This window comes from Exiguobacterium sp. KKT215 (genome assembly GCF_055635335.1).
This window is the reverse complement of the sequence record NZ_CM145756.1, coordinates 2,716,786-2,742,627: the sequence shown is the minus strand read 5'-3', so window position 1 is coordinate 2,742,627 and position 25,842 is coordinate 2,716,786. Positions and strand designations below refer to the sequence as shown.

Sequence of the window (25,842 nt, the reverse complement as noted above, 5' to 3'; positions counted from 1 at the left end):
AAAAACAGGCCAACTCGTACGAGCTGGCCTGTTGATTATGCACCGATGACGTCTTGAATATCAGACTTCAATACGTCGGCTTTTGGGCCGTAGATTGCTTGGACACCGCGGTCTTTCAAGATGAGACCCATGGCGCCGTTCTTTTTCCATTCGCTCTCTTCTGAAACGAGCGACATGTCTTTGACTGTGACACGCAGACGCGTCATGCAGGCATCGACGTCTTCAATGTTATTTTCCCCACCGAGTAGAGCGATAATCCCCATGACCTGCTCGTTGCCGGTCACGTTCGATTTCTCAGTTGTTTCTTCCATGTAGTTCCCGTTGCGACCAGGCGTCGGAAGGTTCATCTTCTTGATGAAGAAGTTGAACACACCGAAGTTCAAGAAGAAGAAGGCCGCTGACACGAGGAAGAAGTTAATCAAGTCTTGGAGCAATCCTGCTTTCACAATCATCGGGATCCGTGTGAGCAATTCAATCGCACCGAATGCGTGGACACGAAGGTCGATGACATCCGCCAAAGCGAAGGCGGCACCGGCCATGAGTGCATAGACGACGTAAAGGACTGGAGCGACGAACATGAACATGAATTCGATTGGTTCTGTGACACCTGTCAAGAAGACGGCGAGACCAGCCGACAAGAACATCGGCTTGTATTGTGCTTTCTTGTCTTCGTCAACGTTGCGGTACATCGCGTAAGCAGCACCGATCAAGGCAGCGAACGACAAGATGACTTGACCGACTTTGAAGCGGGCCGGTACGACGTCTGCGAGCAATGCATTGTAAGCGGCTGTATCACCAGCGGCACGCAGGTTAACGAGGTCCGTTACCCAAGCCAACCAGAGCGGATCTTGACCTGCAACGACCGAACCGGCTGTCGCACCTGTCAAAATCGTATACGTGCCACCAAGTTCCGTGTAGTTCATTGGCACAGTGAGCATATGGTGAAGTCCGAACGGCAAGAGGAGGCGTTCGAGCGCACCATAGATGAACGGCGCGAGGACTGGTGCCGTGTTGCGTGACGTCGCAATCCATTCACCGAAGCTGTTGAGCGCACCTTGAATCGTCGGCCAAATGATTGACAAGGCAATCGCGGCAACGACCGAACCGAGGATGACGACGAATGGGACGAAGCGCTTCCCGTTGAAGAACGAGAGGGCGTTCGGCAATTTGTTGAAGTTATAAAACTTGTTATAAAGGGCACCACCGAGGAAACCAGCGATAATCCCGACGAACACGCCCATGTTAAGAGCTGGTGAACCGAGTACTGATGTGAAGTAGTCAGCGACGACAAGGTCAGCTCCGAAGAGTGACTGGACTGTCGCTTCCGGGTCTTGGAGCATCGTTCCGTTGACGGCAAAGATGGCACCTGTGACACGGTTAATCAAGATGAAGGCGATGAGTGCAGCGAAAGCACCGCCGGCTTTATCTTTCGCCCACGAGCCACCGATGGCGACCGCGAACAAGATATGTAAGTTGACGATGATTCCCCAACCGAGATCTTCAATGATGCGAGCCGTCGTGAGCAAGATGCTGACGTCTCCGGCTGACATGCCAATTAATTTACCGATCGAGATCATGAGACCTGCGGCTGGCATGACGGCAATGACGACCATTAAGGCCTTACCGAGTTTCTGCCAAAAGTCGAACGAGATGAGTTGTTTCATGCTATACGCTTCCTTCCTATACGGAACTTTTTATCTGTCTATGGCGACCACTAATGCAATCGCTTGCATAAATGATTGTAATCGATTGCATAAATTTGTGCAACCGTTTTCCTAATTTTCATGGATTTTCATAATCGAATCTGATTCGACTCGTTTCGCCCACAGCTTGTCAGTCGGAACGAATCTCGCTACAATACTAGAGGTTGAAAGGGGCGAGAACGATGGGATGGAGACAGACGACATCGGCATTATCAAAAGAAGAGCAGGCGGCCTTGCTTAAGGAGTTGTTGCAGTCGGGCCTGTTATTAGAAGAAGATCGATTACTGTATAGCATGTTGATGCCAGACCGTGTCAAACGGATGCAGGAAGTGTTGGCGTTACGGACGAACCACATCACGATTTTGACGGAAGGGGTCGATGATCCCCACAATCAGTCGGCCGTGCTCCGCTCGGCGGACGCGTTCGGTGTGCAGACGTTGCACGTCGTCGAGGGTCGGGCCAAGTTCAAACCGAACTCGATTATCGCCAAGAGCGCCGATCGTTGGGTCGACGTGGTCGAACACCCTTCCATTGAGGACGCGATTGACCGGTTGAAGGCGGAGGGATATCAAGTTCTCGCCACGGCACTCAGTGAAGAGGCGGTTCCGCTTGAGGACATCGACGTGTCGAAACCGACGGTGCTGTTGTTCGGGAACGAGCATCACGGCGTATCGGAACGGGCGCTCGCCAAGGCGGACGGCAATTATCTGATTCCGATGCAAGGATATGTCCAAAGCTTGAACATCTCGGTCGCTGCCGCCATCTCGTTATACGATGTGACGACGCGGGCGCGTCATGTCGTGACGGAAGGCTATGGACTGAAGGCGAAAGACAAGCAACGCATCTTAAAAAATTGGATGGTGAAGAGCCTTCCGAAGCGGTCGCTCGGCGTGTATAAGCAAAAAGGTTTGACCGCTTTTGCGCGCGAGACAGGAAAAACGGAGTAAACGGCGAAAGGTACAGGCGTACGAACAACTTGTCCATATTCGGAAAGGGGATGGAAAGATGAGTACGACCAGTTCATTTATCGTGAAAGATGTGACAACGAATTTCAAAGACTATGAAGAGGAATTCTTTAACCTGTATCGGACGTTATACGGGGACATCGATCAACTGCGTTTTAAAGAACGGCTATATCGCTATGCGAATCCGCTCGTGTTGCTCGCGTTTTCAGACGAGCGTCTCGTCGGCTTCAAAATCGGTTATGAGGCCGAGCCGTATCGCTTCTATAGCTGGGCCGGCGGCGTTCACCCTGAGTTTCAAAAGCATGGCATCGGCCGCAAGTTGATGGACACGCAACTCGAATGGGTGAAGGCGCAAGGGTTCCATTCGATTCGAACGAAAGCGCGCAACACGAACAAAGGGGTCATCATCTTGAATCTGTTGTGTGGCTACGACATCATGGGGGCGTATACAGAGGATAACGAGCCTCGCATCATGATGGAGAAACAATTGAACTGACCGCTGAAGCCGTGGCGCATGCCACGGTTTTTTTATTGTCTTGAAACCAAATGGGACTGCATCCGTATTTATAGAAAAAGGGGGGCAACAGCATGGTCCATACGTTTGCATTTGGAGAGGAAGTATATATCGATTCGACCGGGATGGGGGATTCATTGTTCGAGGGGATGTTCAGCATCTTTCCGATTGTGATTATTAGTATTATCGCACTGATTGTGTTCGCCGTGATGGCAGGCATCCGCAATCAAGTGAAGACGAACAGCCTATTGAAAGATATGCAGCAGTTCGCGTCAGATCTGGCCGACCATCCGAGTGACGAGTCGGCGAACCGTCTCGCCGACTATTTGCGGGACGTGACGTCGTTCCCGGTCGAACGGACACAGATGGAGCCGTTCCGGGTCGCGCTCGGCAGCTACCAGTTGGTGATGGAGTCACCGCACGTGCACGATGAGACGAAAGAGCGGATTGACCGCCAATATAAACGGCTCGGTATTTTAGACGGGGAGAAGTTCGCCGACGAGCCGGCTCCGCGACGTAGTTCGAGCTCGCATCATCATCATCACCACAACGACCATCATAATCACCACATGTGAAAAACGCGCCAGGGAAATGTTCCCCGGCGCGTTTTCGGCGCACTTGAATCGTGTCTGGTTAGGAACGAGTGACAAGTAAAGGTGTCATCGGTCATCGGTAATTGGTTGGTCCATGGCCGTATGCTCATCCTAGACGTAGGAACAAGTGGTGGCGCCAATCCTTGACCCGGAGTCTCACCGGGCCAAGGTCACATGTAACGACTCGGGTCAAAGTCAATCTCCGTTCGATAGTTGGCCGCGTTGATGGCGTTTGAGATGCGGTTCGCCCGCTTCTCGACGTCAATCGCTTTCAAGCGATATAGCTCTGGATCGTAGAGTGCATGCTTGATGACGGCAGTCCCTTCACCAAAACCGTATTGAAACTCGCGCTTCGGACGCTCGGATAGTTCTTGATACATGCGGGCCTGAGCACGTAGTTGAATCGCGAACTCAATGGCCTCGACGAGTGGGAGTGGCCCGTCGTGCGTCTCAATTACCGTCTTCAAGTTCGCCTCATAAACGAGACGATCGAGACAACGCATATCTCGACGAATCGACTCGAGTTCGACTTCGATATCCTCGAGTGAGCGCGATTGAATCGTCGGGAGCGGCTCGTCTTTCTCGAGTTCGATGAACGCGACGCGCTCGACTTCTTCTAACAATTTATCAATCTGCTTATGGAGCAGGCTCTTCAGTTTGATGGCATCTGCCAAGTACATAGGGATTCCTCCTTCTGCTTTTTCTAACCGTACCATAATGTGACTCCTAAAAAAAGGAAGGCGTTACTTTTTCGAGACGAGGCGATATGATGAAAGAAAGAGAGGAGGGCGACCGATGAACAAGTGGAAAACGCAGTGGATCATTGCGATCGTCTTGGTCGTGTTCGGGACGGCGATGTTCCTCTATCAATGGATTGATTTGCGACCGGCGGAGATTCGGGATTATATCGTTCAATTCGGATGGCTCGCCCCGCTCGTCTATATCATCTTGTTCACGTTCCGTCCGCTCATCCTCTTCCCGACGTCCGTCTTGTCCGTCGCCGGCGGCTTGGCGTTCGGGACGTTCGCCGGCGTCGTCTATACGGTCATTGGGGCCACGCTCAGCGCCCTCGTCGCGTACTACGTGGCGATTCGCTTTGGTGACCGCTTTTTGCATCATTTCGAGACGAGCAGCTATGAGAAGCTGCAACATAAAATCGAAGAGGACGGCTTCTTCTACGTCTTGATTTTACGCCTGATCCCGCTCGTCAACTTTGACTTGGTCAGCTATGCCTCCGGGCTCGCGAAAGTGCGCCTCCCGGGGTACGTGCTCGCGACCATGGTCGGGATGATTCCCGGGGCGTTCGCGAACAACTTTCTCGGCAGCAGCCTCGTAAGCGGCGATGTAAAAATGGTATTGTTCGCGCTCGGCGTGCTAGTCGTCTTGACACTCGTTGCGACCGTGTTCCGCGAACCGATTAAACGACAAATCAATCGTTATAAAAAGAAGTAGGCGCTCATCGGCGCCTACTTTTTGATTTAACGGTTGTCGACCGTCTCAGGATACAAATCGTGGTTGAACAAACGATGTTCCGCCATTCTTTCATATTTCGTGCCCGGCTTGCCGTAGTTGTAGTACGGGTCGATCGAGATGCCGCCGCGTGGCGTGAACTTACCCCACACTTCGAGATAGCGCGGCTCCATCAACTTGACGAGGTCTTTTCCGATAACGTTGATGCAGTTCTCATGGAAGTCTCCGTGGTTGCGGAAGCTGAACAAGTACAGCTTGAGCGATTTCGATTCGACGAGCTTCTCGTCCGGGATGTATGAGATGTAAATCGTCGCGAAGTCCGGTTGGTTCGTGATCGGGCAGAGCGACGTGAACTCCGGTGCGTTGAACTTCACGAAGTAGTCGTTCTCCGGGTGACGGTTCGGGAACGCCTCGAGGACGTCCGGTGCGTATTCAAAAATGTAGGGGACGCTCTTCTGTCCGAGGAGCGACAAGTCTTGTAAGTCTTCTGGTCTCATGAGTATTCTCCTTAGACGCCACGTTCGTTGGCGTACAGTAATGTGTGCAGTTGCGGCAGGACACGGACGCTTTGCCATGACGGATCACGGGCGACGTCCTCCCATAGTTGTTTCAAGCGACGAAGCTGGGCGTCGGTGATGTCACCGTCCGCACCAGGCTCAGGATTGCCGGCCGATAAGTACATGACGTCCGGCGTATAGCGCGTCTGGACCGATTTCGCATAGGCGAGGTCGAGCTCATCGAAGACGGCGACTTTGAACGTCATCTGTTCGGGGCGCAGTCGTTCGACGATGGCGTCGAGTTTCTCCCAGTCGGTCGTCATGCCGGAAGAAGGTGGTTTCGGGCTGAGCGTCACGTCGTCGATGTCAGACAGCCAGTCCTGATAGCGGCTGCCTTGCGTCTCGACGGCAAGCTTGACGTCACGCGCCTTCAATTTCGCTACGAGCTCTTTCATCGCGGCGATGAGGAGCGGGTTACCGCCCGAAATGGTGACGTAGTCGTACACACCGAGCGCGTCGAGACGTTCGATGATTTCGTCGGCTGTGAGCATGTCGGGTTTCTCCGAGCCGTCCCATGTGAAGGCAGAGTCGCACCATGAACAGCGATAATCGCAACCGGCGGTCCGGACGAACATCGTCTTTTGCCCGATGGCGCGGCCTTCCCCTTGAAACGTCGGGCCGAACACTTCGAGGACAGGGATTTTCATCAGTCCACCAACCATTCGCGGCGGAACTCGGCGTACGAGGTCGGCGTCTCGTACAGTTTGACGAATTCGACGCGGACGTCGCGCTCGTCAGGCAAGTGCTTGGCGAGCTGTTCGAAAATCCAGTAGCACATGTTTTCGGCAGTCGTATTCATATAAGGTAACGACTCATTCAAATAACGATGGTCGAGGTATGGTTCGAGTTCTTCTTTAAAGATGGCTTTTAAATCACCAAAGTCGAGCGTCATGCCACGGTTATCGAGAAAACCGCTGATGCCCATTTGCAATTTATACGTATGTCCGTGTAGCGCGCGGCACTTGCCGTCGTAATCGAACAAGTGATGGGCGGCGTCGAACGTCACTTCTTTGACGATTTGGACGCGGTGCGGACAATAGATGAGCGAGCCGTCCTGTTTGGCTTTGACACTCGTCGGGGCGAGGAATGGAGCGTTCTTCATACGCGTACCTCCTCATAAGCGACAAGGCCGTTTTGACGGAGCACGCAAGCCGGGCATTCGCCACAACCTGATCCGAGGATGCCGTTATAGCACGTGAGCGTCCGTTCTTTGACGAAATCGAACGCACCGAGCTGATCCGCGAGTTCCCACGTCTGCTTTTTATCGAGCCACATGAGCGGCGTGTCGATGACGAACGGATAGTCCATCGCCAAGTTGAGCGTCACGTTCAAGGACTTGACGAATTGGTCCCGGCAATCCGGATAACCTGAGAAGTCGGTCTCACACACGCCGGTGACGATGTGATGCATACCGAGCTGTTTGGCCATGACGGCCGCAAAGGATAAGAATAAGTGATTGCGTCCATCGACGAACGTGTTTGGGACGTCCGCATTGTCGATGTCGAGATCATGTCTCGTCAACGCGTTAGAGGTGAGTTGTCCGAGTAAGGACAAATCGAGGATGTGGTGCGGGACATCGAGTTCGGCCGCAATTTCTTTTGCGACCTCGATTTCCGCGTCATGGCGTTGCCCGTAGGCGAACGTCACCGCTTCCACATGAGAGAATTGTTGTTTTGCCCAAAATAGACAGGTGGTTGAATCTTGACCGCCGCTAAAGACGACCAATGCTTTTTCGTGTTGCAACGTGCACACTTCCTTTTTCGCTAGTTTTGATGTCGGAGGAGGTTACGAACTCCGGAGGTCACCCTCGAGCGTTTACTTTACCATAAAAAGACGTTTGACAGGGAAAAGAGAAGCAGGTATAGTAAAGAACATCACTGAAACACTTTCGCGCATAAAAGCGTTTAAGCGGTTAGGTAGAAAATAATGGAACTGAAAGGAGGGGACGTCGATGCAGATGAAAGGAAAAGAGGCTGTATTCGTCGTGCTGATGAGCGGGATTTCCCTGCTCGCACTGATGTTTTTGGCCAAAGCGACGCCACATATGGCGATCTTTGGCACAATGGTATTAATAGGGGGTTACGCGTATTATCGGACGCGTGATTTCAAACGAATCGAAGCGGCGATGATTAGCGGGATCCGTGAAGCCATCATGCCGGTCTTGATTTTACTGCTCATCGGGATGTTGATTGGCGTATGGCAAATGTCTGGCACCGTGGCGACGATCCTCTCCATCGGTTTAGATACAATTTCAGCACAATGGTTCTTGCCGAGCGTCCTGCTCATCACGATGATCGTCTCGTCGTTCACGGGCAGTGCCTTCACGACAGTCGGTACGGTCGGGGTCGCCTTGTTCGGAATCGGGATGGCGCTCGGGATCTCTCCGGCGCTCGCAGCCGGGGCCATCGTCTCGGGTGCACTCTTCGGTGACAAGATGAGCCCGCTGTCGGATACGACGAACTTCGCACCAGCCGTGGCTGGTGTCAAACTGTTCGACCATATCCGCTTTATGATGGGGACGACCGTACCGGCCATCCTCATCACCCTTGTCTTGTTCACGCTTCTCGGTCGGAGCGGTCAAGCGGCGGATACGACGCAAATCGCTGAAGCGCAGGCAGCACTCGCTGGACGATTCAACTTGTCATGGTTGACGCTGCTCGCGCCGGTTCTCGTCGCGGTGCTTGCGTTCCGTCGCATGCCGGTCTTGCCGACGATGCTCGTCGGGATGTTCGCCGGAGTGTTGACAGCTGGTTTCGTTCAAGGCAACTGGAACGTCACAAACTGGTTCGGTGTCATGCAGGCCGGGTTCAAGTCGGGCGTCGAGAACGAGACGATTGCAGCTGTGCTCGATCGTGGCGGACTCGAGTCGATGCTCTGGTCGGTCAGTCTCGTCTTGATTGCGCTCGCGTTCGGTGGCTTGCTCCGTGAACTCGGCGTATTCCAAGCGATCGTCGACGCCTTGCTCGAACGGTTGAAGTCTCCGGGCAGCTCCGTGCTCTCGGTCGTCCTCAGCTCGATTGGGGTCAACTTGCTCGCTGGCGAACAGTACTTGTCAATCTTGCTCCCAGGGCAAGCGTTCAAACAAGGGTTCATTGACCGTGGCATCGATCCGCGCTACTTGTCACGTGCCCTCGAAGACGGCGGCACGGTCATCAACCCGCTCATCCCATGGGGCGTGTCAGGTGCGTTTTTTGCCGCCACGCTCGGCGTGCCGGTGCTTGAGTATGCACCGTTCGCCTTCTTCCTCTGGCTCAGCCCAATCTTCTCGATTATTCTCGGATATGTGAAGTTGGGAAAGCAGCGTGAGGCGATGCGAATCGCATCTTAATCGAATCACTTACAAAAAACCATCCATGACAATCCGATGTCCTGGATGGTTTTTGAATGTCTTAGGCAAAAGAACTCTCGAGTTCCCATAGCGTGTCCCCGAACTGGTCGATGAGCGCTTGCGCCCTCGATTCGATGTCCGATGGCAAGTCAGCTCTTGAGAAATACTGCAAGTCCAGACTTTCTCCGTCGTTCATGGCCAGTGTCCCTTGCACGCGCTTCGCATGGAAAAGATTGATGACACTATGCGTCTCGTCCCCGTTCGGATACTTGAAGTAAAACTTCGGTCCCGAACAAACACCGACGAGTTCAAATTGATTGGTTTCAAGACCAGTCTCTTCATTCAATTCACGAGCGGCCACTTCTTCTAACGTCTCATTCAACTCCATCGATCCCCCGGGCAATCCCCAATCATTCGTATCGGACCGGTGTTGGAACAACAGCTCCCCGTATTCATTCAACACGAGGATGGTCGCCCCGACAGAGATTAATGGTCTGTTCCCGACTGTCTGTCTTAACTCTAATAGATACCCCACCTTGTTTCGCCTCACTTTCTCGTATGTCATATCATTCGATTCCAATCATGAAACCCCTTTGATCAGAAAAGGCATCTTCTTTGTGTCACCCCGTCTTCATTTGAGAAAATAAACCTAAGGAGGGATGACGATGAAACGACTCGATCCATCATTTTACGAGCAACCGACGCTCGAACTCGCCCGGTCACTACTCGGTCATTATCTCGTCCACAATCATCTCGACGGTCAGATTGTCGGCAAAATCGTTGAGACGGAGGCCTATCTAGGTGCCATCGATCGGGCGGCCCATAGCTTCGGGGGCAGACGGACGAATCGGACCGAGGTCATGTTCGGATTGCCGGGACACGTCTATACGTATCAGATGCACACGCATACGCTCTTGAACGTCGTGAGCGGTCCGGTCGGCACGCCGGAAGCCGTCCTCATCCGAGCCATCGAGCCGATTGAAGGACAGGCCATCATCGACATGAATCGTCCTGGCATCAAACGGTTCGATCAGACGAACGGTCCCGGCAAGCTGACGAAAGCGCTCGGGATCACGATGGACCTGTATGGGCATTCGCTCCAACATGAACCGCTCTATATCGTCGAAGGGGACGTCATTCCAGACATCGAGGCCGGTCCGCGCATCGGCATTCCTAACACGGGCGAAGCGCGTGACTATCCGTATCGTTTCTTTGAACGCTCGAATCCGTACGTCTCCAAGTTTCGCTGAATGTTTATGCTCCGGTTAGGTGTGGAACACTCCCTATGTGCATAAAAATAATGAGGGAGTGTTTCAATATGGCAAAAGTAGCAACGCTAATCACAGACATGTTTGAAGACGTAGAGTTCACGGGTCCACGCGACGCATTGGTGGAAGCGGGGCACGAAGTTGTCACGATTGAAAAGAAAGCTGGGAATACAGTCGAAGGCAAACAAGGGGAGTCGAAGGTCACAATCGACAAAGCCATCGACGACGTCTCACCAGAAGACTTTGACGCACTGCTCTTACCGGGCGGATTCTCACCTGACTTGTTACGCGAAGATGACCGTTTCGTCCAGTTCGCCAAGGCGTTCATGGACGCGAAAAAGCCGGTATTCGCCATCTGCCATGGACCACAGCTGTTGATTACGGCGAAGACGCTCGAAGGCCGCGATGCGACCGGCTACAAGTCGATTAAAGTCGACATGGAATACGCTGGAGCGAAGTATGCGGACAAAGAAGTCGTCGTCTGCCAAGAACAGCTCGTGACGAGCCGACAACCGGATGACATCCCGGCGTTCAATCGCGAGATGCTCAATCTGCTTAAATAATGTGCAGGCCACGGAATTTTTCCGTGGCTTTTTTTGTGCCAGCGGGAATAGACAAATAAGGAGGAGATGCATGATGAAACGAGCACGTTCACCTAGTTAAGTCGGTCGAAACGTTGTGTTGCTCGGCTGGATCCGTTGGTTCGATGCGCTTATCCCAGCCTACACGATTGAACGTCTGTTTTGGGAGTCACGGACGATCACGATTCAAGAGGTCGTCTATCTCGAATTACTTTACGCCGTCCTCGTCGTGATGCTTGAAGTGCCAACAGGTGTGTTGGCCGATCGCTTCGAACATCGACGTCTGTTGCAGATTGGGACTGCGCTCGAGTGGGGTTCCTTTGTCGTGTTGCTTGTTTCCTTTTCGTTTGGCGGTTTTGCCTTAGCCATCGCCTTGTCGGGCATTGGGGCGGCGTTTCGGAGCGGGGCCGAGAACGCGTTGTTGTATGAGACGCTCGAACAGGACGGGAAGGCGGGAACGTTTGAACGCACGATCGGTCGATTGAATGTCATTGGAATCGTCGCAGCCGTTCTCGCTGCCATCAGTGGTAGTCTGCTGGCGACACGCTTCCCGTTCGAGCTGAACTACGTGCTGTCGATTGTCAGTTTGTTCATCGCGACAGCATGTAGTTTTGGCCTTGTCGAACCGAGACGAGTCGTGTCGGACGAGCGCTTGACGTGGGCAGATATCGGGTCTGGTTTCCGCTTTATCCGGCAACATCGTCGCGTGTTCATCGTGACGTCGTTGTTTGTCGTGACCATTAGTGCGTTCAATTTTATCGATGAGTTCTGGCAACTGTATGCGCGCGACGTCGAGCTTCCGATTTATTGGTTCGGGACGATGTCAACGATCCTGCTGCTCATCCAAATACCGGGACAGTTGGTCGCACCGATGCTGCTACGCTTCGCCACGGCCGAGTGTTGGCTACGCTGGATCGGTTGGGGAATCGGCGTTGGTTTTGTCGTTCTCGGGCTCTATCCGGGGCCGATTGGTCTCGTGATTATGGTCGGAATGGCCTGTCTCATCGGTATTGTTGAACCGCTCTATCTCGGTGTGTTGCATCATCGGGTCCCATCCGGAATCAGGGCGACGACGGAATCGTCCGTCTCGATGTTGTTGCATGGCGGGATCATCCTGTTCGGTCTGTTGTTCGCCGCCGGGGCAGGTATGACGCTTTTTGCCGCCTTTTTGTTCATCGGGATCATCGTTTGTCTGCATCAAGCGATTGTCACGGTCATAGCGCGGAGAGAGGATGCTTCATGAGCTTCCTCTTTTTTACGCCTTAAGACCTAGGGCGGGTGAGGTTAAAGTTGTGTATGATAAGAAACAATACTGGAGTAGGAGATAAACAATGGAATGGTATGAATTATTTATTGGCTTTTTGTTAGGCGTCGTCGAAGGACTGACCGAGTTTGCTCCGGTATCGTCAACGGGACATATGATCCTCGTGGACGACCTGTGGCTCAACTCGAGTAGCTTCCTCGGTCAAGAGGTGGCGAACACATTTAAGATCGTAATTCAGCTCGGTTCGATTTTAGCGGTCATCGTCGTATTTCGAAATCGGTTTAAAGAGTTATTGAATCCGAAGGAGTTGCTCGCGATTCGTAGCAGCGGGCCGACAAAGAAACTGAACTTGCTACATATCTTCATCGGGCTGCTCCCGGCAGGCGTGCTTGGACTGTTGTTTGAAGACTACATCGATGAGAACTTGTTCTCCATCAAGACCGTCTTGATTGGGCTCGTCATCGGGGCATTCTTCATGATTGTAGCGGACTTGTCAGGCGTGAAGCGTCAAACGACGGCCACGCTCGATGAGATTTCGTATAAACAAGCGCTCGGTGTCGGCTTGATTCAATGTTTCTCGCTCTGGCCAGGTTTTTCACGATCAGGGTCGACCATCTCAGGGGGCGTCCTCTTAGGGATGAGTCACCGGGCCGCAGCGGACTTCACGTTCATTATGGCCGTACCGATCATGTTCGGTGCTAGTGCACTGTCGCTCTACAGCAAATGGGAGTACTTTACGATGGCGACCCTCCCGGTCTTCGTTGTCGGATTCATTAGCGCGTTCTTGTTTGCGCTCTTGTCGATTAAGTTCTTCTTGAAGTTGATCAACAAAGTGAAGTTGACGCCGTTCGCGATTTATCGCATCGTGTTGGCGGCTGTGATTTACTTCTTGTACTTCTAAGAAAAAAGCGCATGTCAGCACATGCGCTTTGAAACCAATGATCCATCAAGTTCGTATAACCAAGTAGAGGTGAGAACATGGAACATATCGTTGTCGTATTGGGAACGTTAATCGGCTTAGGAGCTGTCGGTACATTATTGTACGTGACACGCCTTGCCTATGAATCATGAGAACGGATAGTGATAGAAGCGCTCACGTTGGAGTAACTCCATGACGTGGGCGTTTTCTGCGTTGTCGATGGCGCGTAACAGGCCTTCCGTCTGTGAACGGTGGGCGAGCAACGCTTCACGCTTCGCCGCGCTCTCTTGACCGACTTCGATGACGACGTGCGGGTTTCCGAGTTCGGCGTCGGTGCGATGGTCGAACGCGACTCCTAAAAATTCAGGACGCTTCGAGGCATCGATGTCTTGCAACGCTCGGACGACCGCACGTGCCGTCGCCTCGTGATCGGGGTGGACGGCGTAACCCGGATAGAAGGAGATGACGCGTGTCGGCTGTACTTCCTCGATTAAGGCGCTGAAACGTGCCGCGAGTTCCGCTTCGTCTTCGAATTCGACGGTCTTGTCGCGAAGTCCCCACATGCGGAGGTCGTCGATGCCCATGACGGCACACGCTTCCTCGAGCTCATGTTTACGAATTTTCGGCAACTCTTCACGCGTCGTGAAAATCGGCGAGCCCATATTGCGGCCCATCTCACCGAGCGTCAGACAGACGTACGTGACCGGGAATCCGTGTTTATGGTGTTGGATAATCGTCCCGGCCGAGCTGAACGCTTCATCATCGGGATGCGGAAAAATAACGAGTAATGGTCCATTCATTGGCTTTCCACCTCCGAGGCTCCTTGTGGGAGCGGTTTGATGTCTAAGTGTAAGGCGCAGGCGAGGCGTCCGAGGCGGTCATGGCCGGCGAGCAGGAGCTGGTCTCCGTGCTGTTCGTAGTCGGTCAAACCTTCGACGTAAAGCCAACCATGATCGAGCTTCAAGCCGACCCGGTATGGTCCATCGCCCTTGATTTGGCCGATGCTATATTCGATGACGACGTTGCGGATAAACATACCGGCGTTATGAAAATCAGGGTCGTTATGCGTCGCATACGCCCCGTTCGTCGTCTCGACATGGACATAGAGCGGCATGGATACATGCGCGTCCAAATAAGTCTGGATGGTTGTAGGTTGAATTGATTTCACGCGGTTCCCTCCAATGGAAACGATGACCCGAGACACGCGTCCCGGGCCACCCGTTATGATTGTGTTGCTAGTTTTTTGCGGTAACCGGTATGGTTCGTTGGCCCAACATATTGGTTGAGGCGGAACGAGTGACGGACAGCTTCCGTGATGAACTCTTTTCCGATTTCGATGGCTTCATCGACCGAGTGACCGTTCGCGAGTGAAGCCGCGATCGCTGACGAGAACGTGCAGCCGCCGCCGTGTGTGAAGGCAGGGTCGATTTTTTCGCTCTCGAGGAGACGATACTCGTTGCCGTCGTAAAGCACGTCAAATGCTGTGTCGAAGCCGAGCTTGCCACCGACTTTGACGATGACGATTTCAGCGCCGAGTTCATGGATCAAGCGAGCAGCCTCTTTGATTTCTTCCATCGTTGAAGGTGTCTTATCGAGGCCAGCGAGCATACGCGCCTCGAACAAGTTTGGTGTGATGATCTTCGCGACCGGTACGAGGTGCTTGCGCATCGCGACCGCGACGTCCGGGTTGAGAATCTCGTCGGCACCTTTACATGCCATGACTGGGTCGACGACCGCGTTTTGGATGCCGTACTCTTTAATTTTACGGGCAGCGAGTTCGATAATCTCTGGAGTCGGGAGCATCCCTGTCTTGACGGCATCGACACCAATCCCAGCGAGGACCGTATCAATCTGTTTCTCAATCAACGTCGTGTCGATTGGGAACACTTCGTGATGCCACGCGTTATGCGGGTCTTGAGCCACGATGACCGTGAGGGCGGTCATGCCGTAAACACCTAGCTCTTCCATCGTTTTCAAGTCAGCTTGGATGCCTGCACCGCCACTCGTGTCCGAGCCAGCGATTGTTAAAGCTTTTTTCATCGTCATAGTCGTTCAATCCCCTTTGTCTGTTTGGATAGTTTCACTATAACGACTTTTTGGCGTTACGACAAATCCCGAGGTCGCATCCAAACCGGAATAAGTTTTGAAAATTGATGGCAGGATTTCAATCGTATTTGGGGAATAGTAATGAATAGGGTGTAGACCACTTTCAATTTGGCTAGGAGGAAAACCGCATGTTAGTGCATAGCTTATGCATTCCGAAGAAAGATGTCGTCACAATCAGTGAAAAGGCGACATTGCGCGAAGCGCTCGACACGCTCGAAAAGACAGGCTACCGTTGTGTCCCTGTGCTCGATGAGACGGGAACGTTTTTCCGCGGTAATATTTATAAAATGCATATTTATCGCCACGGGATGAGTGGGGCGAGCCTAGACGATAACGTTATGGAACTCATCAAGAACACGCAAAAGTACGTTCACGAGTCAGACGGCTTTTTCAAAGTCTTCTTCTCAATCAAAGAACTTCCGTATATCGCGGTCTTGAAAGACGAGAGCAACGAATTTTACGGGATTTTGCCACACGGGAAGATGCTCGGCATGCTCGAAGAGGCATGGAGCCGTGACACGGGGAGCTATGTCGTCACGATTGCACTCAGTGAGCAGGCAGGGGCGCTCGAGAAAATCACGAAAGTCATCAGCAAATATTCATCAATCGCCAGCCTCATGACGCTTGACGCCAAGAGCAAGGTGTTGCGTCGCGTGTTAATCACGTTGCCGCCGGACTGTGACGAGAAGACAAAAGACAAGATTGTCGCCAAACTCGAACAAAAAGGGTTCCGCGTCGTCGAAGTCGAGAATTTAAATAACTGACGAAAGGCCTTCCTCGATGCGAGGAAGGCCTTATTCAATCCAATCGTTTTTCCATCCGGATATCCGGCCAAAATTGACCGTCCCAGTACGTGAACGCTTCGATACGGGCAATTTCGTGATAACCGAGCTTTTGATAGAGGCGATGCGCCGCTTCATTGAATCCGAACACACCGAGCTCGATGCGTGGCACACCTTGGGCACGAAGTCGATCTGCCAGTAACGTGAGGGCTGCGGTGCCGACGCCTTTCCCGCGACCTGTCTGTTCACCGATGACCAGACCAAGCCAAGCGCTGCCGCGTTCTTTGTCATACAAGTGCGGGGCGTCATAGATGAAGTTCACCTCGCCGATGAGCCGATCATCGTCGTAAATCAAGAAAATATCGTGCGTGTCCAGACGTTCCGTCAAGTCTGCGACCGTCATTTGGTGTTCCGCGACGAGTTCGGCTTCGGATCGGGCCGGACGAATCAAATGGACGATGGCGGGATCGTTATTCCAACGATTGAACGTCGCGACGATGGCGTCGGACGCTTCTCGCAATGGGACGAGCGAGATGGGCATCGAGTTCCCCTCCTTTCAGGCATTCTTCTTTGCCCTCGAACTGAAAAGTCCCCTTTTTACTGAATCGGCTTCAAGACGTTGAGGTGGCTCGGAAGCACTTCGAACGTGAGCGGGAGTTTACCGCCCGTATCTCCGTCGGCATTGACCGGAAGTGATTCTGGCGAGTCGACATGGACCCGTTTCGTCGTGAACGACGTGACGCTGTCCGTCTCTTTCAACTTGCCGGTGAAGAGGGCCGGTGCGAGTTGGATGGCGTCTTTAAAGCCGAGGTTCTCAAACAGATAGACGTGAAGTAACCCGTCGTTCAGTTCGGCGTCCGGTTCAAAGTTTTCAAACCCGCCGACCGAGTTCGTGAGGGCGATGACGACCAAATAGGCGTCTCCATCGAACGTGTGCTCTTCGGCTTGGACCGACAAGGCGTATGGACTATGCTCACGGAACGCTTTGATTCCTTCAATCAAGTAGGCGAACGGGCCCCATTTTGTTTTCTCCTCGACACTGACCTCGTCGACAGCCTCGGCGATGAGGCCGATCGCGATGACGTTCATGAAGTAGCCATTCTCGTATTTGCCGATATCCATCGGTGTCGGTTGCGCCGTCTTGAGTGCCTCGATGGCATTTGCGGGGTCGCTCGGGACGCCGAGCGCGCGTGCGAGATCGTTGACGGTACCGAGCGGGATGATGCCGAAATCAGGACGATGATCCGCTTCGGCGAGCCCCGTTACGGCCTCGTTCAGCGTCCCGTCGCCACCCATCGCGATGACAGCTTTATATTGTTTCGATGCCGCTTCTTTCGCAAAATGTGTGGCATCGTCTGCTTTCTCCGTGAACCGGACATCGACGTTGCCGTAACGCTCTCGCAAGACTTCCTCCGCGGCCGCGGCGTGTTCTTTCCCTAACTCTTTCCCGGACGACGGGTTGACGATTAACATGACTGTATCCATCAAAGCACATTCCCCTTTTCACATTCAGATATTGTCATCTATTCCCGTCCTGTGGCGAGACTAGTCATAAAAAAAACAACACAGACGTGTTGTTTAATAATGGCGGAATGCCGACATATCGAGGTGGCTTGCATCTGATTCGTCGACGGCGAGTTCAATCTTCAAATGTTCATGGAACGGCGAGTCGAATGCACCCATGCAGGCGACCGGCTCATGGTCCGGGACGGGGGACTTACGTTTCGTTTTGACGAACAAATAGTCCTCACGCGACAACGTCAATAAAAAGCGTTCGACCGCATGGGGTTCGCGCGTGACGTTCGGCCATGGCAAGTGGTTGAATAGTAAAAAGACCGCGCCTTCTTTTTCGAGCGCATAGTCTGGGGCGATCCCTTCCCGGTTCAACAACTCGATGACCGTACTCAAATAGGCTTGTTTAATCGTCAATGATATCTCGTAATACTCACGCATACCGTCCACCCTTTCTAAAAATCGCAATAATTCCATTCTATACGTTTCAGACAGGGGCGACAACGAAGAAGTTTCTTGACGAAGCGTTTTTCCCACCGTATACTGCTCATGTCCTGCTATACTAAAGGTAAATGATGAACGAATTGAGGTGAAACCGACATGATTGAATCACTCGAATTGAAGGCATGGATCGTCTTGGCACGAGCGATGGACGCGATCAGTGACCGTGTGAAGGACGATTTACGACGCCACCAATTGAATTCAACAGAGTTCGGTGTTTTATCGGTCTTGTATAAACGAGGGGATACCCCGCTCCAGCAAATCGGAGACCAAATTTTGATTACGAGCGGAAGCGTCACGTACGTGATTGATAAGCTTGAAAAACGTGGCTTAATCGAGCGTGTGGCTTGTCCGTCTGACCGACGCGTCACATACGCCTCGTTGACAGAGGAAGGCAAGCGCTTGATGGACGTCGTCTATCCAGAGCACATCGAGATTTTTAAAGACATCTATGGTCCCCTTAGCGACCAAGAGACTGAACAGTTAATCGATTTATTGAAACGAGTCGGTTATAACGCGGCAGGCAAATGACGCCTGCCTGTTTTTTTTGACTATTTATCTTGAAGTTAAACTAATTGACTGCGAGATATACAGATGATATAGTTCTAACTGTTGTTACAAAATAGAGATCACACTTATGGAGGAACCCATTTATGAAAAAGGTATTATACGTATCGGCTAACCCGAAACCAACAGAATTGTCATACAGCAAACAAGTCGCAGAAACGTTCATGACGACACTCACGAATGAGAATGCGTCACTCGAAGTCGAAGCAATCGAATTATACGATGTCGATGTTCAAGAAATCGACGGCGACGTCCTCAGCGCATGGGGCAAATTCGCTTCAGGCGAAGCCCTCACTGACGTCGAAGCGGCTAAAGTCGCGACGATGAACGGCATGCTTGAGAAATTCATGGAAGCTGACATGTACGTGTTCGCAACACCGATGTGGAACTTCTTCTTCCCAGCTCGCATGAAAATGTTCCTCGACAGCGTATTGACTGCTGGTAAAACGTTCCGTTATACAGAACAAGGCCCAGTCGGCCTTCTCGAGAACAAACAAGCGATCCACATCCAAGGTACGGGTGGAATCTACACAGGTACAGACCTCAACTTCGCAGACGCATACCTTCGTCAAGCACTCGCATTCGTAGGCGTGACAGAAGTGACGACACTTCCAGTTGAAGGCATGAACCAATACCCAGACAAAATCGAAGAAATCGTTGCTGACGCAAAAGCGAAAGCCGAAGCACTTGCGAAAGAAGTCGCAGGCGCGGTCACAGTATAATGATCAAGGGCGAGTCCAATCGGGCTCGCCTTTTTGTGTGCCATCGATTCGGGTATGATAAGACGGAAAGGGGAGAAACACATGGGAGAACAGTTATCAGATCGCCTGCTCGGGGATTGGAGCGACATCATCGCATCCGAGATGGCCGAGCCTTATTTTACTAACTTGAAAGCGTTCGTTGATGAGGCGTATGCGTCATCGACCGTATATCCGGCCCGAGAAGACATTTGGAATGCGTTCGTCTATACGAAGTTCAAGGACGTCAAATGCGTCATTCTCGGACAAGATCCATACCATGGGCCAAACCAAGCGCATGGACTGAGTTTCTCAGTCCAAGACGGTGTACGTTTCCCACCGTCGCTTCGAAATATCTTTCAAGAATTGCATGACGATATCGGCTGTCCCGTGCCGACCAGCGGGAATTTAGAAGCATGGGCCCGTCAAGGCGTGTTGCTGCTCAACACCGCGCTCACGGTCGAAGCAGGCAAAGCCGGTTCGCATCGGGGACAGGGATGGGAGCAGTTCACCGACTCCATCATCGAGCGACTTGGGCAGCGGGAAGATCCGCTCGTGTTCATCTTATGGGGGAACGACGCGAAGAAGAAACAGAAATTTATTGGCCCGCAACACGCCGTCTTGACCTCGGTCCACCCGAGTCCGCTCTCGTCGCATCGCGGCTTTTTCGGATCGAAGCCGTTCTCGCAAGTGAATGCGAAGTTGAGTGAGTGGGGTCAACCTGAAATCGATTGGTGTTTGTGACAGTCTGCAGATGCGGACTGTTTTTTGTTGACGGCGTCCAAATCGTCTGTTATCGTTACTAGCAACAAGATACTTTAGTGCTTAAAAGCGAATATGCATAGAAGCATAACTGTATAACAGTATAAAAGCGATGACCGAACCGAAGTAGAGACATCTTCCCTGGCCCAGAGAGCGTGTGGTGCTGTGAACACGCCCATAGGATGAATCGAATTACAGTTCGCGAGCTCTCACGTGTTGAGCGGTCCCCCGTTATCGGAGTAGAGTGACTAGACGTCCGTCTAGTAATCAGGGTGGTACCGCGGCATCGTCGTCCCTATCGAGTGAATCGATAGGGATTTTTTTACGTTCAGTCAACTAAAGGAGGAAACATCATGCTCACACAAATCATTCCACGCCATTTGGCCCCTCATATTTCGCCACAGTTCTACGACGAGTACACGCCGACCGATCATGCTGTCTGGCGCTTCGTCTTACGACTGAACTTGCACACGCTTGAAGGGAAGGCCCACCCGTTCTACATCGAAGGGTTGAAAAAGACGGGGATGGGACCGGAGCGTCTCCCGAACGTCGAACAGATGACCGAAGAGATGCGGTCGGCCGGTTGGTCGACGGTCGCAGTCGATGGTCTCATTCCAGGCGTCGCTTTCTTTGATTTCCAAGGCAACGGGATGTTGCCGGTCGCGACCGATATCCGAAAAGTCGAGAATATTTTGTACAGTCCGGCACCGGATATCATCCACGAGGCGGCCGGCCATGCACCAATGTTGATGGATCCTGAATTTTCACAGATTGTGAAGCGGTTCGGTCAGCTCGGGGCGAGGGCATTCATGAATCGAGAAGAACATGCCTCGTTCGCAGCACTTAAACGATTGACCGTCGTGAAGGAGAATGCGAACTCGACGGACGAGGAGATTGCAGCCGCGGAAGCGGCAGTTCATGCGGCCAAAGCCCAAGTGACCGGCTTCTCTGAAGCACAACAAGTCGCCCGCATCTTTTGGTGGACGGTCGAGTTTGGCCTCATCGGTGATGTAGACAATCCGCTCATCTACGGGGCAGGCCTGTTATCTTCGGTCGGAGAGAGCCGTCACTGTTTGACAGACGCCGTCACGAAGCATCCATTCAATTTGGAGCACGCCCTTGAGACGAAACAAGACGTGACGAATATGCAACGCGAGTTATTCGTCATTCCAGACTTTGAAGCGTTGAAGGACGCGCTAGACGAACTCGAGTCACGGATGGCGGTCAACCAAGGTGGGATCGCTTCGCTCGAGAAGGCGCTCGCGTCGGGCAGTCAATCGACCATCCGACTAGAAGACGGGACGGATCGCGTCGGTGTGATTCGTCACGTGACACGCTCTGGGGCACGTGCCCTCATCCAATGGGACGACTGTGTGAACGTCAATCACGGTCAATTGACGAACTTGCATAATCATGGCCTGCTCGTGCTCGATGGACCGCTTCAAGACGTGTTGGCGACAGCGGACATTCGGTTAGACGGTCAAGTCGTCAGCGAGACGACAGAGGCGTTGCATCTCGAAGACGTCGTCGTCACCATCGAAGGACGACAGATTAAACTGGAGACACTCGAAGTGAGACAAGATACGCTGCCGTCGATTTTCCCGGGTACCGAGATTGAAGAACTCGTCATCTTGGAGAAGCCGGTCCAGATTGAACGTGACGCCCGAGTATGGACGAACGATGACCCGATGTTCAATCAGGTCCGCAATATGCGGGAGCAAGGCGAGTCGATTGATGAGCTCGTGCCGACGATTCTTACCGATCATCCCGATGCTTGGTTGCTCCACATCGAATGTTTGGAGCTCGTCGAGTCTGATGCGCTTCGACAGGCGTTGACGGAACGGTTGCACGCGTTACGTGAGACGTCACCGTCGCGGCATGAGTTGATTGGCCGCGCGCTCGCATTGCTCAACTGACAAAAATAATCCCCGCCCAATGATGGGCGGGGATTCAGGCTGTTGACGAACCAATTCGCTTTTCGCGAATTGGTTCGTCTTTTTTTAGGTTCGATGAGCTTGAGGCGCTCTGCCCGGCACAAGATTGAAAAAATGGTATGTATACGGTCTCTCCAGGCCAACAGGTTGGCCAGCTTCTTCATGTTTTGTGCGGTGGCTGCCACCAGGTTGGCGCGCTGGACCGCCTCACGGCCCCGGTAGAACGTGAAGCGGAGCCCATGAAGCTCCTTCGCGTCGGCGAACGAGCGCTCCACCGTCTGTGGCCGGAGACGGTATAGGTATTGACCGGATGCGGTCAATCGATTCCTGTTCACCGCTTCGAGGAATGGCTCGTCCAAATGGCGCGTTATGATCCGACGGTTCGTCTCGTTCTCCATGCATTTTTCGAGGAGCGGGCAGTCTTGACAGACTTTCGGGTCGGACACGTATTGGCGGTATCCTTGGCGGGTCGTCGTGCTGTAACGGAGGATTTGGCGGGCCGGGCAGCGATAGGCGTCCTCATCTGGGAGGTAGGTGAATTTGGACTTTCGGAACTTCCCTTTCTTGCCGCCGAAGCGGCGTCTCGAGATGACGCTATAGATGCCGCGAGTGACGAGCGACTTGGCGATCTCCGTTGAGAAATAGCCCGCGTCGAGCGCCACCGCCTCGAGCGGGAAGGCGAAATGCTGAAGAATGTAGTCCAGACGCTGAAGAATGTAGTCCAGACGCTCCAGATAGACGCTGCTGTCCTGCACGTTCCCCGGCGTGACGTAGGCATCGACGATGAAGTTATACTTTGCGTCGACCGTTCGGTGGACGAGCCAAAAGAAGCCTTCCGGCTTCCGGGTCCGATACATGTAGCCCGCCTCGGGATCGGTACGGCTCACCTTGCTCACCTTCTTTTTAGGTTCGCCGGGCTCGGCGGGCTCTAGCGCTTTTTTCCGTGCGCGGACCGATCCTCGTTCACGCGCGCCAACAGTTCATCCTCGACCGCAGTGACGACCGCGTCGACCTCGGTCTTGTCGAACTTCTTCTTGCTGGCGTTCGCCCGGATATGTGTCGAATCCGTGAGGAGGATCCGTCCCGAGACGAGGTTATGCGCCTCCGCCTGATGGATGATGTCGTCAAAAATTTGTTGAAAGACGTCCGTCCCGGCGAACCGTCGCCGGTAGGCTTGGCTGATCGTCGAATGGTCAGGGACTTTCTCGTCCATTCCGAGCCCGAGGAACCATCGGTACGCCAGGTTTGTCTCGATTTCTTTGATGGTTTGGCGGACGGATCGGATGTTGAACAAAGGGCCGAGGAGGATGATTTTGATGAGGATCTCCGGATCGATGCCGGGCTGCCCGGTGTTCGAATAGAGTGGTGCGCACAGACGATGGACGATGGAGAAGTCGACATGGCGGTCGATCTTGCGGACGAGATGGTCTTTCGGGACCAACTGGTCCAACGAGGCCGCGGTGTGGATCGGTTCATGGCGTTTGGCGATGTGGGCTCGGTACATGATTGATTCCCCTTCCTGTTCGGAGGCGGTGACGGTCCATACATACCGTTTCCCGTTTTCATCGGTTCGAAGAACATATCAGGGCTTTTTCTTCGGCCATCGAGGCCTCAGAAAAAGACAAACGGCCGCCAGATGGCGACCGTTTGCGTTGCTCGTCCGATGGCGCCCCGACTCCCGCAGGAGAGCAATCCAACGGAGACCCAGCAGCGACGCTAGTCGCGATGCGGCTCCGGGATTGCCTGCGGAAAGCGTGGGCGCGGGAAGGACGAGCGATATCAATCATGTTAGTCAACAAGCTGAATCCCCGCCCAATGATGGGCGGGGATTATTTGTTAACGCGTCGTTTCACGCAAGAACGTGATTAAACGGCGATACGTTGCACTGGCTGCCGGCTTATCCATCTCAAAATGGTAGTCGTGGCCGAGTGTGTGCTCGTTTCGGTCATAAAAGACGCTCGTGACGTCCGCACGACCTGAGAGGATCGTCGCAAATTCTTTCGCTTGCGTTTCGAACGAACCGGTGTTGCCATCGGTGATAAACGTCGGAACGAACGTGGCCGGGATATTCACGAGCGGCGACGCTTCCGCGACGACCGGCAAGTCTTCCCAATTGTACGTTCCGAAGTAAGCCCAACCGATCCGTTTGAACAAGAAGCGGTTGACCGCCTTCGATGACTCGATGATGCTTCGTTTCAAGTCATAAGGACCTGACATGAGAATCGTGCCGAGGATCGACGTTTTCGGAACGACTTGATTCACTTCGGCCGATGGTGCGTAGTCGTCGTTCAATTGAATACCGACGAACTGAGCGACGAGTTGGGCCCCGTTCGAATCGCCCGCAAAAAAGACGCGGTCGAGGTCGAGACGGAAGCGGTCATTGTTTTCCGCGATATACGTGTATGCTTCTTCAAGCTGCTGGAGCGGGACGGGATACGTGACGTCAGGGGCAAGGGCGTAGTTGACGCTAACGACGTTATAGCCGTTGCTCGCGATTGACGTCGCATATTTGAAGACGTCGGCCTTGTCGCCACCGACGAACGAACCGCCGTGCACCCAAAAGATGGTCGGAACAATTTGTTTCTCGCCTTCATAGCGAATCAAGTCGAACGTCCCGTTCTCATAGGCTGAATGATAGTCGATATCTTTCCGGACCGATGTTTTTTGAACGACTTCATCAAACCCTTTGATGGCCACTTCGTTCCCGCCGGCAAATGAGGTCTTAACGAGACGTGAGGTCGGTTTCGGGGACAAAAATACGTAGGCGGCACCGGCGACAGCCGTACCGACCAGTCCAAGTCCTGCTCGTTTCAATCCTTTATTCATCGTAATTCCTCCTTGGTTCAATCCAGTTTGTTCACTTACCGATCGACGAGGACCGTTCCCATGAACGTCTCAATGACGTGGGCAATCCCGTCTTCGTTGTTTGATTTCGTGATGAAGTCGGCTTTGCCTTTGACCGTCGTGTTGGCGTTGCCCATGGCGACTCCGAGGCCGGCCCATTCAATCATCGTGAGGTCATTGTTCCCGTCGCCACAAGCGATGACGTGGGCTTGCTCAATTCCGACGTGTTCGGCGAGGAAGGCGAGGCTCGTCCCTTTCGTCACACCCGCTTCTGTGAACTCAAGGAAAAACGGTTTTGAACGCGCGACAGCAAGTTTTCCTTCAAGTTCGACTTGCAGTTTCGTTTCGATTGGAGCGAGCGTGTCGCCGTCACCGAGCATGAGACATTTGACGACAGGCGTCGTGACCGCTTCTTTGAAGTCGGCGACATGGATAACCGGCATCCCCGTCAATTCACCTTCGATATCAGTATACGGGTTCGGTTGATCGGTTACGATTTCGTTACCGATGTACGTATGAATCGCGATTTCTTCCCGGACACTGATATCATGGAGATGGGCGACCGTCTCCGGAAGCAACGTACTCGAGAAGATTTCTTCATTCGTCTCACAATTGATGATTGAGGCACCGTTGAATGAGAGAATATAGCTACCATATTTGGCAAGTTCGAGTTCACGGGCGGCATCCCACATCGCGTATGTCGGGCGACCGCTCGCGAGCACGACTTTATGTCCGCGTTCTTGTACATCTAGCAAGGCTGCTTTCGTCTTGGCGGAAATTGTATGGTCGCTCGTGAGGAGCGTATCGTCCATATCTAAAACAATCATCTTGTAACTCATAATGGTAAGGAGTCCTCCTTCAGAATCTAATGACTCCATCCTAATACGATTTGAGGTCAATTGACAACCTTGTCGCAAAAACGTAACTATAATGTA

29 protein-coding genes, 1 pseudogene and 1 other annotated feature are annotated in these 25,842 nt (G+C 52.9%); of the genes and pseudogenes, 14 read left to right on the top strand and 16 right to left on the bottom strand.

The features are described from left to right. Positions 1-35 precede the first annotated feature (35 nt). A complete protein-coding gene (locus tag ACZ2GZ_RS14370) occupies positions 36-1,664 on the bottom strand; it encodes a PTS transporter subunit IIBC (RefSeq protein ID WP_214762495.1) in 1,629 nt (542 codons plus the stop codon). A 221-nt stretch (positions 1,665-1,885) separates the two neighbouring features. On the opposite strand from ACZ2GZ_RS14370, the gene ACZ2GZ_RS14365 reads away from it, so the two are divergent. The 3 genes from ACZ2GZ_RS14365 (at position 1,886) to ACZ2GZ_RS14355 (ending at position 3,757) form a co-directional block, all read left to right on the top strand. After that, positions 1,886-2,650 (top strand): TrmH family RNA methyltransferase, encoded by a 765-nt coding sequence (locus tag ACZ2GZ_RS14365; RefSeq protein ID WP_214799385.1) that lies wholly within the window; start codon positions 1,886-1,888, stop codon positions 2,648-2,650. 58 nt (positions 2,651-2,708) lie between these two features. Then, complete coding sequence (locus ACZ2GZ_RS14360) at positions 2,709-3,164, top strand: GNAT family N-acetyltransferase (RefSeq protein ID WP_251131487.1); 456 nt, start codon at positions 2,709-2,711, stop codon at positions 3,162-3,164. Between the two features lie 92 nt (positions 3,165-3,256). Next, positions 3,257-3,757 (top strand): hypothetical protein, encoded by a 501-nt coding sequence (locus tag ACZ2GZ_RS14355; protein WP_131471626.1) that lies wholly within the window; start codon positions 3,257-3,259, stop codon positions 3,755-3,757. A 188-nt stretch (positions 3,758-3,945) separates the two neighbouring features. Here ACZ2GZ_RS14355 and ACZ2GZ_RS14350 read toward each other — a convergent pair whose 3' ends face one another. Next, positions 3,946-4,455, bottom strand: a complete 510-nt coding sequence (locus ACZ2GZ_RS14350) for a hypothetical protein (RefSeq protein ID WP_058765452.1) — start codon at positions 4,453-4,455, stop codon at positions 3,946-3,948. 115 nt (positions 4,456-4,570) lie between these two features. On the opposite strand from ACZ2GZ_RS14350, the gene ACZ2GZ_RS14345 reads away from it, so the two are divergent. Further along, entirely contained in the window at positions 4,571-5,227 is a 657-nt protein-coding gene (locus tag ACZ2GZ_RS14345) for a TVP38/TMEM64 family protein (RefSeq protein ID WP_131471624.1), read from the top strand. 26 nt (positions 5,228-5,253) lie between these two features. On the opposite strand, the gene queF is transcribed toward ACZ2GZ_RS14345, so the two are convergent. Genes queF through queC form a run of 4 tightly spaced genes read right to left on the bottom strand, consistent with a single transcriptional unit; the run spans position 5,254 to position 7,545 of the window. Further along, positions 5,254-5,742, bottom strand: coding sequence for a preQ(1) synthase (gene queF, locus ACZ2GZ_RS14340; protein ID WP_021068099.1), 489 nt, complete (start codon positions 5,740-5,742; stop codon positions 5,254-5,256). Positions 5,743-5,753: 11 nt separating this feature from the next. Beyond that, positions 5,754-6,449, bottom strand: a complete 696-nt coding sequence (gene queE / locus ACZ2GZ_RS14335) for a 7-carboxy-7-deazaguanine synthase QueE (RefSeq protein WP_251128705.1) — start codon at positions 6,447-6,449, stop codon at positions 5,754-5,756. Then, the gene (gene queD, locus ACZ2GZ_RS14330; RefSeq protein WP_214827712.1) at positions 6,449-6,904 is read right to left on the bottom strand and encodes a 6-carboxytetrahydropterin synthase QueD; all 456 of its coding nucleotides are present in this window, start codon (positions 6,902-6,904) and stop codon (positions 6,449-6,451) included. The genes queE and queD overlap by 1 nt, the downstream gene beginning before the upstream one ends. Next, positions 6,901-7,545: a 7-cyano-7-deazaguanine synthase QueC gene (gene queC / locus ACZ2GZ_RS14325; protein WP_214827709.1), complete on the bottom strand. Its 645-nt coding sequence runs from the start codon at positions 7,543-7,545 to the stop codon at positions 6,901-6,903. The genes queD and queC overlap by 4 nt, the downstream gene beginning before the upstream one ends. Before the next feature lie 208 nt (positions 7,546-7,753). Here queC and nhaC point away from each other — a divergent pair, with 208 nt between their 5' ends. Continuing rightward, entirely contained in the window at positions 7,754-9,130 is a 1,377-nt protein-coding gene (gene nhaC / locus ACZ2GZ_RS14320; RefSeq protein ID WP_214756392.1) for a Na+/H+ antiporter NhaC, read from the top strand. A 61-nt stretch (positions 9,131-9,191) separates the two neighbouring features. On the opposite strand, the gene ACZ2GZ_RS14315 is transcribed toward nhaC, so the two are convergent. After that, positions 9,192-9,710, bottom strand: coding sequence for an NUDIX hydrolase (locus tag ACZ2GZ_RS14315; protein ID WP_470295372.1), 519 nt, complete (start codon positions 9,708-9,710; stop codon positions 9,192-9,194). Between the two features lie 79 nt (positions 9,711-9,789). Between ACZ2GZ_RS14315 and ACZ2GZ_RS14310 the strand changes: the two genes are divergently transcribed. The 4 genes from ACZ2GZ_RS14310 (at position 9,790) to ACZ2GZ_RS14295 (ending at position 13,144) form a co-directional block, all read left to right on the top strand. Next, complete coding sequence (locus ACZ2GZ_RS14310) at positions 9,790-10,380, top strand: DNA-3-methyladenine glycosylase (RefSeq protein ID WP_058765462.1); 591 nt, start codon at positions 9,790-9,792, stop codon at positions 10,378-10,380. Positions 10,381-10,448: 68 nt separating this feature from the next. Continuing rightward, the gene (locus ACZ2GZ_RS14305) at positions 10,449-10,961 is read left to right on the top strand and encodes a type 1 glutamine amidotransferase domain-containing protein (protein WP_029596270.1); all 513 of its coding nucleotides are present in this window, start codon (positions 10,449-10,451) and stop codon (positions 10,959-10,961) included. Between the two features lie 118 nt (positions 10,962-11,079). Continuing rightward, complete coding sequence (locus ACZ2GZ_RS14300) at positions 11,080-12,222, top strand: MFS transporter (protein WP_470295371.1); 1,143 nt, start codon at positions 11,080-11,082, stop codon at positions 12,220-12,222. Between the two features lie 88 nt (positions 12,223-12,310). After that, the gene (locus ACZ2GZ_RS14295; protein WP_131471616.1) at positions 12,311-13,144 is read left to right on the top strand and encodes an undecaprenyl-diphosphate phosphatase; all 834 of its coding nucleotides are present in this window, start codon (positions 12,311-12,313) and stop codon (positions 13,142-13,144) included. Positions 13,145-13,308: 164 nt separating this feature from the next. On the opposite strand, the gene bshB2 is transcribed toward ACZ2GZ_RS14295, so the two are convergent. From bshB2 to pdxK, 3 genes are read right to left on the bottom strand one after another with little or no spacing between them, the layout of a single operon-like run. Then, on the bottom strand, positions 13,309-13,962 hold the full coding sequence (gene bshB2 / locus ACZ2GZ_RS14290; RefSeq protein WP_029596268.1) for a bacillithiol biosynthesis deacetylase BshB2: 654 nt from the start codon (positions 13,960-13,962) through the stop codon (positions 13,309-13,311). Then, entirely contained in the window at positions 13,959-14,330 is a 372-nt protein-coding gene (locus tag ACZ2GZ_RS14285; RefSeq protein WP_029596267.1) for a YojF family protein, read from the bottom strand. Before ACZ2GZ_RS14285 ends, bshB2 begins: the two co-directional genes overlap by 4 nt. 53 nt (positions 14,331-14,383) lie before the next feature. Continuing rightward, positions 14,384-15,208, bottom strand: a complete 825-nt coding sequence (gene pdxK, locus ACZ2GZ_RS14280; RefSeq protein ID WP_021068111.1) for a pyridoxine/pyridoxal/pyridoxamine kinase — start codon at positions 15,206-15,208, stop codon at positions 14,384-14,386. A 188-nt stretch (positions 15,209-15,396) separates the two neighbouring features. On the opposite strand from pdxK, the gene cbpA reads away from it, so the two are divergent. Then, a complete protein-coding gene (gene cbpA, locus ACZ2GZ_RS14275; protein ID WP_021068112.1) occupies positions 15,397-16,032 on the top strand; it encodes a cyclic di-AMP binding protein CbpA in 636 nt (211 codons plus the stop codon). A gap of 34 nt (positions 16,033-16,066) precedes the next feature. Here the strand turns inward: cbpA and ACZ2GZ_RS14270 are convergent, their stop codons facing one another. The 3 genes from ACZ2GZ_RS14270 to ACZ2GZ_RS14260 all read right to left on the bottom strand — a co-directional run bounded on the left by ACZ2GZ_RS14270 (position 16,067) and on the right by ACZ2GZ_RS14260 (position 18,003). Then, complete coding sequence (locus ACZ2GZ_RS14270; RefSeq protein WP_214756388.1) at positions 16,067-16,591, bottom strand: GNAT family N-acetyltransferase; 525 nt, start codon at positions 16,589-16,591, stop codon at positions 16,067-16,069. A 56-nt stretch (positions 16,592-16,647) separates the two neighbouring features. Beyond that, positions 16,648-17,535: a diacylglycerol/lipid kinase family protein gene (locus ACZ2GZ_RS14265; RefSeq protein WP_214827701.1), complete on the bottom strand. Its 888-nt coding sequence runs from the start codon at positions 17,533-17,535 to the stop codon at positions 16,648-16,650. A 93-nt stretch (positions 17,536-17,628) separates the two neighbouring features. Beyond that, a complete protein-coding gene (locus ACZ2GZ_RS14260; RefSeq protein ID WP_021068115.1) occupies positions 17,629-18,003 on the bottom strand; it encodes a hypothetical protein in 375 nt (124 codons plus the stop codon). 159 nt (positions 18,004-18,162) lie between these two features. On the opposite strand from ACZ2GZ_RS14260, the gene ACZ2GZ_RS14255 reads away from it, so the two are divergent. From ACZ2GZ_RS14255 to ACZ2GZ_RS14240, 4 genes are all read left to right on the top strand, one after another. Next, positions 18,163-18,594 (top strand): MarR family winged helix-turn-helix transcriptional regulator, encoded by a 432-nt coding sequence (locus ACZ2GZ_RS14255; protein ID WP_021068116.1) that lies wholly within the window; start codon positions 18,163-18,165, stop codon positions 18,592-18,594. A gap of 122 nt (positions 18,595-18,716) precedes the next feature. After that, positions 18,717-19,352, top strand: coding sequence for an FMN-dependent NADH-azoreductase (locus tag ACZ2GZ_RS14250; RefSeq protein WP_029596264.1), 636 nt, complete (start codon positions 18,717-18,719; stop codon positions 19,350-19,352). Between the two features lie 81 nt (positions 19,353-19,433). Next, positions 19,434-20,111, top strand: a complete 678-nt coding sequence (locus tag ACZ2GZ_RS14245; RefSeq protein WP_214827699.1) for a uracil-DNA glycosylase — start codon at positions 19,434-19,436, stop codon at positions 20,109-20,111. A 121-nt stretch (positions 20,112-20,232) separates the two neighbouring features. After that, positions 20,233-20,429 (top strand) — a binding site (T-box leader). A gap of 53 nt (positions 20,430-20,482) precedes the next feature. Further along, complete coding sequence (locus ACZ2GZ_RS14240) at positions 20,483-22,045, top strand: aromatic amino acid hydroxylase (RefSeq protein ID WP_214756383.1); 1,563 nt, start codon at positions 20,483-20,485, stop codon at positions 22,043-22,045. 158 nt (positions 22,046-22,203) lie between these two features. Here the strand turns inward: ACZ2GZ_RS14240 and ACZ2GZ_RS14235 are convergent. The 3 genes and pseudogenes from ACZ2GZ_RS14235 to ACZ2GZ_RS14225 all read right to left on the bottom strand — a co-directional run. After that, positions 22,204-23,567: pseudogene (locus ACZ2GZ_RS14235) on the bottom strand (IS1182 family transposase); the annotation flags it as partial. Between the two features lie 332 nt (positions 23,568-23,899). Next, complete coding sequence (locus ACZ2GZ_RS14230) at positions 23,900-24,889, bottom strand: alpha/beta hydrolase (protein WP_021068120.1); 990 nt, start codon at positions 24,887-24,889, stop codon at positions 23,900-23,902. 35 nt (positions 24,890-24,924) lie between these two features. After that, positions 24,925-25,746, bottom strand: a complete 822-nt coding sequence (locus tag ACZ2GZ_RS14225) for a Cof-type HAD-IIB family hydrolase (RefSeq protein ID WP_021068121.1) — start codon at positions 25,744-25,746, stop codon at positions 24,925-24,927. Positions 25,747-25,842: the final 96 nt, after the last annotated feature.